This is a genomic window from Nocardia barduliensis, assembly GCF_013315795.1.
Taxonomy (GTDB): domain Bacteria; phylum Actinomycetota; class Actinomycetes; order Mycobacteriales; family Mycobacteriaceae; genus Nocardia; species Nocardia barduliensis.
This window is the reverse complement of sequence record NZ_JABLTE010000191.1, coordinates 1-8,283: the sequence shown is the minus strand read 5'-3', so window position 1 is coordinate 8,283 and position 8,283 is coordinate 1. Positions and strand designations below refer to the sequence as shown.

The window sequence follows — 8,283 nt, the reverse complement described above, 5'->3', positions numbered from 1 at the left end:
GGGTATCGAGGGTGGGCAAGGTGATTCGCCTCAGGGTTGCGTCGCGCTCACCCTAGGGGTGGCTGTGCGAGGCGCGGATCGTCCATATCGTTTGGGACGTCAGAAATTTCGCCTCGCATTCAGGAGCAAAACCAATGCGTATCAAGTCCTTCCTCGTCGCTGGTCTGCTGGCCACCGCTGCCGTCGCCGGGGTGTCGACGGCCGCTTCGGCCTCGGCCGCGCCGGTTTACCAGGACGTCGCCTACAGCGGCACCTACGTCGGCACCTACGCCACGCTGAACGCCTGCCGCGCCGACGGCGAGTCGCCCAGCACCGGCGGCTACTACTGGGAATGCATCGAGACCTGGGACGGCTGGGACCTTTACATCTACTACTGAGCCACCTGTCACAGAGAAGGGGCATCCGGCATCCGGGTGTCCCTTTTCGCCCGCCACAATTTCGATTTCAGTTCATACGACAAAGCGGGGAGTCCGTTCGCATCGGACTCCCCGCTTTTGCCGTGTCTGCGAACTTTCAGTGTCCGCCCTGGTCCTTCAGGCGCTGAATGGACGCCTCCACTTCGGCTTCGGCCTCGGCGCGACCGACCCACTCCGAGCCCTTCACGTACTTGCCGGGCTCGAGATCCTTGTAGCGCTCGAAGAAGTGCTTGATCGCGGCCAGTTCGAACTCCGGGACGTCCTTCAGGTCCTGGATGTGATCCCAGCGCGGGTCGCCCGCGGGCACACACAGGACCTTGTCGTCGCCGCCCGCCTCGTCGGTCATCTTGTACATCGCGACCGGCCGGGCCTCCACGATCACACCCGGGAACACCGAGTCGGGCAGCAGGACCAGCGCGTCCAGCGGGTCACCGTCCTCACCGAGGGTGTTCTCGATGTAGCCGTAGTCGGCGGGGTAGACCATGGACGTGTACAGGAAGCGGTCGAGCCGGACCCGGCCGGTCTCGTGATCGACCTCGTACTTGTTCCGGGAACCCTTGGGGATCTCGATCGTGACGTCGAACTCCACGCCATCTCCTTCGTGCGTCGGTGCCGAGCCGGCGACTCGGCTTCTTTCGGCGACTGCCGACTCGGTCGCTGCGGAGTGCGCCGACTCGCCAGGTTGCTCAGGGGAACGTTTGCGCAACGAGGATAGTGTGGTCGGCGGGGACATGGGTGCGGCAGGCGGCTGCTGCGGGAATCGGTCAGGAGAGCGGCGGCGACGTGTTTGGTGGCAACGAGAACATCGGTGGGCTGGCCGCCCGGCGGCGCCGCAACAGATGGATCTGGATATCGACCACGCTGATCGTGCTGCTCGCCGTCGCCGTGGTCGCGCTGGTCACGGTGCGGCCGTGGACCGACGAATTCCGGCACGGGGGGCTGACCATCGCCGCCGCACCCGCGCCGGTCGAGCCGTCGCCTCGGGTCGGTCCGGCCCGGTCGGCCGGTTCGGCGCCGAGTCCCGCCGGGATCGCCGCCGCGCTTGCGCCGGTGATCGGCAATCCGGACCTCGGTGCGTTCGCAGGGCAGGTGACCGACGCCGACAGCGCGATGGTGGTGTGGAGCGGTGACGCGAACCGGCCGATGATCCCTTCGTCCACCGCGAAGATCCTCACCACGGCGGCCGCCCTGCTCACGCTGCCCGCCGAGCATCGGGCGACGACGAAGGTGGTCGCCGGTGCGGCGCCGAACGAACTGGTGCTGGTCGGTGGCGGCGATCCGACGCTGACCGCGCAGCCGGACGGCAAGGGGTACTACCCGAACGGGCCGCGCCTGTCGGACCTGGTCGATCAGATCAAGACAGCGGGCCGCCAAGTGGACACGATCGTGGTCGACACCTCCTTCTACACCGGCCCGACCATGGCGCAGGGCTGGGACCCGATCGACATCCCCGAGGGTTCCATCGCCCCGATCGAGCCGGTGATGATCGACGGCGGCCGCTTGCAACCGCTTGTCGAGTACTCGCCGCGTACCGCCACGCCCGCACTGGACGCGGGCCGTCGACTGGCCGTCGATTTGGGGCTCGACCCGGCGCGGGTACGGGCGGGCGTCGCGCCCGCGGGCGCGGCCGAGGTCGCCTCGGTGCGGTCGGCGCCGCTGCGTGACCGGCTGCGCGACATGATGGTGTACTCCGACAACGTGCTCGCCGAGGCGATCGGGCGCGAGCTCGCCGCCGCGACCGGCGGCCCGGCATCCTTCGCGGGCGGGGTCGCCGCGATGCGCACGGCGCTGAGCGCGGCAGGTTTCGATCTGACCGGCCTGGATATGCACGACAGCAGTGGGCTTTCGGTGGACGACCGGATTCCCGCGCGATTGCTCGACCGGGTCGTGGCGACCGCGGCCAAGCCCACCGGCGCCACGGCGGTGCAACCGGCCGGTACCAAGGCCAAGCCGGAGAACGACCGCACCGCGGCCATCTTGGCTCCGATGCTCGACGCGCTGCCGGTCGCGGGCGCCACCGGCTCGCTGACCGGCCGCTACGTCGCCCGCGACCGTCAGGCCGCGGGGTGGGTGCGGGCCAAGACCGGAACTCTGTCGGTGTCCAGCGCGTTGGTCGGGTATGTGCTGGACGCCGATGGGCGGGTGCTGACCTTCGCTCTGATGTCGAACGATCGACCGCCGGAGGTGAGCAGGCCCGCGTTGGACGCGATCGCAGGCACGCTGCGAAACTGTGGATGCACGTGACGGGTGGTTGATCATGACCCAGCAAGGTTCCGACACAGCCGAATTCGGCTCCGCGGGCGTGGCCGAGCGACGCAAGGCCCGCTCGGGTCTGTCCGGCGTGGTCGATTGGCGTCTGGCCGCGCGAACCGGCTCGGCCCTCGCGCCCGCCGGTCCGCGCACGTCGCGCTATTCGGCCGAGCAGGTCGTGGCCGAACTCGCCGATTCCTCCGTGCGAGCCGAGGCGCCGGTGCGCGAGGTCAGCGGGTTGCTGGACGACCGTCCGGTGCCGGCGGCCAGGATTGTCGACCGGCCGGGGTGGATCTCGGCCGCCGCCGACTCGATGGCCCAGCTCACCGGAACCGGTGGCGCGCCCGTCGAACGCAAGCTGCTGGCGGGCAAACCCGCCGGTGTGCAGGCGGGCGCGATGCTGGCCTTCCTGTCCACCGCGATCCTCGGCCAATACGACCCGTTCACCGGTGCGGACGGCACCCTGCTGCTGGTCGCGCCGAACATCGTGGCGGTCGAGCGCGCGCTCGGGGTGTCGGCCAGCGACTTCCGGCTCTGGGTCTGTCTGCACGAGGTGACCCACCGGGTGCAGTTCTCCTCGGCGCCCTGGCTCGCCGAATACATGCGCGCCAATGTCGAGGTGCTCGGCGAGGTCGGTGACGAGCCGGTGAGCGACATGCTGGCCCGGCTGGTGGAGGAGGTGCGCGACCGCCGCCGGGGCACCGCCTCCGACGATCCCGCCGCGCGCGGTGTGGTCGGGCTGCTGCGCGCCACGCAGGCGCCGCCGCAGCGCGAGGCGCTGGACCGTCTGCTCATGCTCGGCACCCTGCTGGAGGGGCACGCCGATCACGTCATGGACGCGGTCGGCCCCGCGGTCGTCCCGTCGGTCGAGCAGATCCGTACCGCGTTCGACCAGCGGCGCAAGCGTCCGACCAATCCGGTGCAGCGCATCCTGCGCGCCCTGCTCGGCGTGGACGCGAAGGTCGCCCAGTACGTGCGCGGAAAGAAGTTCGTGGACGAGGTGGTGGGCACGGTCGGGACGGCGCGATTCAACACGGTGTGGACCGAAGCCGAGACTTTGCCGCGCCCCGACGAGATCGAGCAGCCACAGCGCTGGATCCAACGCGTGCTGGCCTGAGTGATCAGGCCGTTCGGTCCCGGCGGCGGACCGCCGAGCGAGGCCGGCCGGTAGGCTGCGCTCATGGGGCGTGCGCCAGGAACGACACCCGGGCGCTTCGGATCGAAGGCCGGGTCGTCGAATTCCGTGCGGCCGGGAGCGCCTGGTGTCGAGACCGTCCGGCGCCTGCCCGAGACCGCTGCCGTGCTCGCCGTCCGCAGGGCCGTCCGGGACTGGCTGGCCGATTTCGGGCCGCGCGAGAACGAGGAGCAGGCGGTCGCGGTCGCGCTGTCCGGTGGCGCGGATTCGCTGGCCCTCACGGCCGCGGCGGTGGTGGAGACGAACGTCGTCCACGCGCTGGTGGTCGATCACCGGTTGCAACCCGGTTCCGGCGCCGTGGCGGCCGAGGCGGCCGCCCAGGCGCTCGCCTTGGGCTGCCGGTCCGCGCGGGTGCTCGCGGTGGCGGTCGGCACGGAGGGCGGCGTGGAAGCCGCCGCGCGCCGGGCGCGCTACGCCGCGCTCGATTCGGCGCGCGATGGCCTGCCGGTGCTGCTCGGGCACACGCTCGACGACCAGGCCGAAACGGTGCTGCTCGGGCTCGCGCGCGGCTCGGGTGGACGCTCGATCCAAGGGATGGCGCCCTGCGCCGAGCCGTGGGGGCGGCCGTTGCTCGGCGTGCGCCGGGCAACGACCCGGGAGGTGTGCGCCGACCTGGGTGTTTCACCACACGACGACCCGCACAACGCGGCTCCGGAATTCACCCGGGTCCGGCTGCGGACCGAGGCGTTGCCACTGCTGGAGCAGATCCTCGGCGGCGGTGTGGCCCCGGCGCTGGCGCGCACGGCCGAGCAGTTGCGTGAGGACGGCGCGGTGCTGGACGCGCTCGCCGCCGAACTGCGGCACACCGCGAGTGATGGGCACGCGTTGGTGATCGAGACCCTCGCCACTGCGCCCGCGGCCCTGCGGAAACGGGCAATTCGGGCATGGCTGCTCGACCGGGGAGCGAAAGCGCTGACCACTAAGCATTTACAAGCAGTCGACGAGCTGGTGACGGCTTGGCGCGGGCAGGGCGGTGTCGCGGTCGGCGGAGGAACGCCGGATTGCAGGTTGGTCGCCGGGCGCGAACATGGCAGGCTGACACTGCGGCTGAGTGAGGACGGGCATCGCGGGCGATGACGCGGACCGAACCGGCCCAACGGGCTCACCACCACGGAAGGGAATCCAGCTGACGTGTACGGGGACGATATCGCGTCGGTGCTGATCACCGAGGAACAGATCGCCGCGAAGACCCAGGAGCTGGCCGAACTCATCGCCAAGCGGTATCCCCCCGGGGCCCCCGAGGGCGATCTCCTGCTGGTGGGCGTGCTCAAGGGCGCCATCTTCTTCATGACCGACCTGGCCAAGGCACTGCCGATCCCGACCCAGATGGAGTTCATGGCCGTCTCGTCCTACGGATCGTCGACCTCGTCCTCCGGCGTGGTGCGCATCATGAAGGACCTGGACAAGGACATCGCGGGCCGCAACGTCCTGATCGTCGAGGACATCATCGACTCCGGGCTCACGCTCTCGTGGCTCAAGCGGAACCTGTCCACCCGCAACCCGGCCTCGCTCGAGGTGGTCACCCTCCTACGCAAGCCCGACGCGCTACGCACACCGGTGGAAGTCGCGCACGTCGGCTTCGACATCCCGAACGAATTCGTCGTGGGCTACGGCCTCGACTACGCGGAGCGCTACCGCGACCTGCCCTACATCGGCACCCTGGACCCCAAGGTCTACGGCGGCTGAGGCGTCAGCCGGGCAGGATGCCGAAAATCGTTGCGGGGGAACCGGAACCGCCGCGGTAGAGCGCTCCGCCCACCAGTACCCACGCGCCCGTCGCGGGCAGCGCGGCCAGATTCGCCAAGCACTCCAGGCTGATCCGGTGTTCGCCGTAGAGCAGCTTGGACACCGCGTACGTCTCGTCGGTACCCACATCCGGGCCGAACGTATCAATGCCGAGCGCGCCTCGGCGCCCTAGCCTGCCGGTGCCCAGCAGCCATTCCACCGTCTCCACCGCGAAACCCGGCTGACGGCCGGACGATTCGCCCGTGCCTGCGAACTCCGGAGTGCCCCACTTGGCGTCCCAGCCGGTCCAGGCGATCACCGCGGCGCCGTCCGGGATCCGGCCGTGCTCCGCCTCCCATCGTCGCAGGTCGCCGACCGTGATCGCGTAGTCGCGATCCCGCGCGCAACGCTGCCGGACATCGATGGTCACCGCGGGCAGCAGCAGGTCGTCCAGCTCCAGTTCGTCGGCGGCCAGCCCGTCGGCGCGGAAATGGATCGGTGCGCCCCAATGGGTTCCGGTGTGTTCGCCCTGCTGGATGTAGCTCAAGTAGTAGCCGTCGTCGGCGATCGTGGCGACGACGTCGGTGCGGAACTCGGGATCGTCCGGGTACAGCGGCGTCGTGACCGGATCGTGGACGTGCGCGAGATTCACCAACCGTCCCAGCGGATTCGGTGTGCTCATCGAGTGCGCTGCGGAATCGCTCGGGCCAGCGCGAGCAGATCTGCTTCCAGGAGCCGGAACAGCCGATAGGTCAGCACGAATGCCAGGATGCCACCCACGCTCAGCACGCGCACCGGAACGATCACCAGCTCCAGGTCGGCGGCGTTGACGAAGGTCGCGCTCGCCACGCCCAGCAGCGGAACCGATGCCGCGACACCGAGATAGAAATTCCCGCGCTTGGCCAGCGCGCGCAATTGCCTTTCGTCGTCGCGGCCGATGCCACCCCGCACCAACAGCTGTGGATAGATCGAGCGCACCGCGTAGACCATGATCGGGAAGAACGGATAGGCCAGCGCGATCGCCGCGCACACCACCTGCGCGGCGAAAAAATGCAGGAAGGTGCCGCGCGGTAGATCGACACCGGATGAGGCCAGCCCCAGCGGCCAGATGATGCCCGCGACCAGCCAGAAGCCGAACGGTATCCAGACCGCCCAATCGCCCATCAGCAGCGTGTCCCTGCGCGCCTTCGCCAGCGTGCGCGCGGAGTACCCCCGGCCGCGGCTGAGACGGAACGCGATGGTGAGCGGCCGCCGGGTCATGAACAGCAGCAGCAGCGCGGCGACCGGAAACGCGACCAGATTGTTGATCAATCCGACCGCCGCGAATTTCTCCTGATCCGCCGCCGACATCCGGTCGATGATCAGCGCTTGGTTCAGCTGGATGTTGTAGAAGCTGGCCAGCACGTTGGGGACGCCGACGCACAGCGCGGCGACCGGCAGCAGCCAGCCGCGGGCCCGGTGGGCGAAGCTGTCCGGCGGGGGATCGACCAGGTCGCGGGCGCGGGTGTCGAGGCACAGATCGAGTTGTCCCGCGAGTTCGGCACCGCTGTGCCAGCGGCGCCGCGGGTCCGCGTGCAGGCACTCCAGCAGCACCCGGCGCAGTGCGGCGGGGGTGTCGTCGGGCAGGCGCGACAGTGCCGCGGCCGAGACGCCGCCACGGCGCACCGCGAGCATCCGCGCGTAGGTCTCGGTCACGGAGCCGTCCTCGATGCGCGGCGGCTCGTCGAACGGACTCACACCTGTCAGCATCTCCCACAGCAGCACGCCGAGGGAGTAGATGTCGCTGGCGTTGCCCGGGGCGGGCGCGCTGGAATCGAGATAGTGCGCCAGCTGCTCCGGGGAGCGGTAGGTGAGTGCCGCTGTGCTGCCGGAATCGCGCGGCGCGGGGATGCGGGCCGCCGCCTCGCCGAGGGCGAAATCCGCGAGCTTCGGGATGCCCTCCGCGGTGAACAGGACGTTGGCCGGTTTGATGTCGTGGTGCAGCACGCCGTGGTGCTCGGCGTAGTCCAGGGCGTCGGCCAGCCGCCTGCCCACCCACGCCACGGTCTCTGGCCAACTCAGCCGGGCGATCTCGGCGCGCACGCTGGAATCCGATGGCCGGATCTCGCCCTTGGCCTCCATGGCGGTGTCCACCGCGCGCAGCAGCAGCGCCCCGCCGTCGGTCACCGGGCCGCGACGGCGCTGCTCGAGGACCCCGACCGCGGTGCCGCCGGGAAGGTACTGCATGTAGACCAGACGCGGCAGTGGGGCCGGCCGGGCCGCCGGGGTGAGCGGTGGCGGCCCGGTCGAGGAGTCGGCATGGTCCGGCCGGCCTGGGAGGGTGGCGTCCGGATCGATCGAGTCGATCAGCGTCGCGTCCGGACGGGCGAGGACCGTGGTGCCGTCGCCGGAGTTCGCGGACGGCTCGGCCTCCCGGTCGGGAATCGCCGCTCCGTCGCGGCCTGGGCGGTGCGGGCTGGTGCGGGTGGTGTCGTCGGTTCCTGCCCGGGTGGGGGCGGCATGGGCCGCCGCGACCGTCGCGTCGTCCGCGGTGGATCGTCGGCCGACGGAGGCTCGTTCGAGGCCGGGAAGCCGGGGCTGGGCGATGGTGGCGTCGTCGCTCGGGCGGTTCGTGGTCCCGTTAGGGGGTGGGGTGGCGATGGTGGCGTCGTCGTTCGGGCCGGTCGTAGTTCGGCGGGGTGGTGCGGTGGTGACGGT

At 70.3% G+C, this 8,283-nt stretch carries 8 protein-coding genes; 5 read left to right on the top strand and 3 right to left on the bottom strand.

The features are described from left to right. The first annotated feature begins 134 nt into the window (after positions 1-134). Complete coding sequence (locus tag HOV91_RS37750; RefSeq protein WP_174189987.1) at positions 135-377, top strand: hypothetical protein; 243 nt, start codon at positions 135-137, stop codon at positions 375-377. A 136-nt stretch (positions 378-513) separates the two neighbouring features. Here the strand turns inward: HOV91_RS37750 and HOV91_RS37745 are convergent, their stop codons facing one another. Next, positions 514-1,005 (bottom strand): inorganic diphosphatase, encoded by a 492-nt coding sequence (locus HOV91_RS37745; protein ID WP_014348688.1) that lies wholly within the window; start codon positions 1,003-1,005, stop codon positions 514-516. Positions 1,006-1,220: 215 nt separating this feature from the next. Here HOV91_RS37745 and dacB point away from each other — a divergent pair, with 215 nt between their 5' ends. The 4 genes from dacB (at position 1,221) to hpt (ending at position 5,547) form a co-directional block, all read left to right on the top strand. Then, entirely contained in the window at positions 1,221-2,660 is a 1,440-nt protein-coding gene (dacB, locus tag HOV91_RS37740) for a D-alanyl-D-alanine carboxypeptidase/D-alanyl-D-alanine endopeptidase (RefSeq protein WP_174189988.1), read from the top strand. A 13-nt stretch (positions 2,661-2,673) separates the two neighbouring features. Then, positions 2,674-3,783 (top strand): zinc-dependent metalloprotease, encoded by a 1,110-nt coding sequence (locus HOV91_RS37735; RefSeq protein ID WP_174189986.1) that lies wholly within the window; start codon positions 2,674-2,676, stop codon positions 3,781-3,783. Positions 3,784-3,846: 63 nt separating this feature from the next. Further along, positions 3,847-4,938, top strand: coding sequence for a tRNA lysidine(34) synthetase TilS (gene tilS / locus HOV91_RS37730; protein WP_174189985.1), 1,092 nt, complete (start codon positions 3,847-3,849; stop codon positions 4,936-4,938). Positions 4,939-4,992: 54 nt separating this feature from the next. After that, positions 4,993-5,547: a hypoxanthine phosphoribosyltransferase gene (gene hpt / locus HOV91_RS37725; protein ID WP_159924535.1), complete on the top strand. Its 555-nt coding sequence runs from the start codon at positions 4,993-4,995 to the stop codon at positions 5,545-5,547. Positions 5,548-5,551: 4 nt separating this feature from the next. On the opposite strand, the gene HOV91_RS37720 is transcribed toward hpt, so the two are convergent. Both HOV91_RS37720 and HOV91_RS37715 read right to left on the bottom strand, forming a co-directional pair. After that, complete coding sequence (locus HOV91_RS37720) at positions 5,552-6,268, bottom strand: cyclase family protein (protein WP_174189984.1); 717 nt, start codon at positions 6,266-6,268, stop codon at positions 5,552-5,554. Then, positions 6,265-8,283, bottom strand: a 2,019-nt coding sequence (locus HOV91_RS37715) for a protein kinase domain-containing protein (protein ID WP_174189983.1), incomplete at its 5' end; no start/stop codon positions are given. The genes HOV91_RS37715 and HOV91_RS37720, both read right to left, overlap by 4 nt.

What these genes read in the sequence shown, in the direction of transcription:
- HOV91_RS37750 (WP_174189987.1), top strand. Translation starts at nt 135, where the DNA reads ATGCGTATCAAGTCCTTCCTCGTCGCTGGTCTGCTGGCCACCGCTGCC.
- HOV91_RS37735 (WP_174189986.1), top strand. Translation starts at nt 2,674, where the DNA reads ATGACCCAGCAAGGTTCCGACACAGCCGAATTCGGCTCCGCGGGCGTG.
- tilS (WP_174189985.1), top strand. Translation starts at nt 3,847, where the DNA reads ATGGGGCGTGCGCCAGGAACGACACCCGGGCGCTTCGGATCGAAGGCC.
- HOV91_RS37720 (WP_174189984.1), bottom strand. Translation starts at nt 6,268, where the DNA reads ATGAGCACACCGAATCCGCTGGGACGGTTGGTGAATCTCGCGCACGTC.